At 45.6% G+C, this 599-nt stretch carries 1 pseudogene; it reads right to left on the bottom strand.

Going from position 1 to position 599, the window contains the following annotated elements:
• Nucleotides 1–599, bottom strand: a pseudogene (locus ACFIK8_RS12460) (UDP-N-acetylglucosamine 1-carboxyvinyltransferase); the annotation flags it as partial.

The raw sequence follows: 599 nt of genomic DNA, 5'->3' as shown, positions 1-599 counted from the left end.
ATGAAGTTTTTTGACACCCTCGATGGTGAGGGTTGATGTTCCTTCACCCGTTATTTTTGCACCCATGGCGTTAAGGGCTTGGATAAGATTGGTCACTTCTGGTTCACAAGCAGCATTTTCAAGGAGAGTTGTTCCGTTTGCAGTTGCTGCCGCCATGAGCATAACATGTGTTCCACCAACAGTGACTTTAGGAAAATGATAGTGTGCGCCTTTTAATCCTTTTGGCGCTTTAGCATGGACATATCCATTTTCGATAGCAATACGAGCTCCTAGAGTTTTAAGCCCTTCGAGAATAAAATTGACGGGTCTAGTTCCGATAGCGCATCCTCCGGGGAGGGAAACATAAGCCTCGTGACACCGTGCAAGCAGTGGCCCGATTACCCAAAAACTTGCCCGCATTTTTCGCACAAGTTCGTATGGTGCGTATGTTGTGGTTATTTTTTGTGCGGTAAAATGGATTGTTCTTGAATCAGTACAATCGTGGTGGGGTTTTTGTCCGTCGACGGCATAGCCGACACCGTGATTGTTAAGTATGCGGATTAACAGTTCAACATCAGCAAGATGGGGGATATTGTCTAAAGTGACAGTTTCTTCGGTGA

This window comes from Bartonella sp. MR168JLCBS, assembly GCF_042194175.1.
Note: the sequence above shows the minus strand (reverse complement) of the source record. Positions and strands in the feature narration are given on the sequence as shown.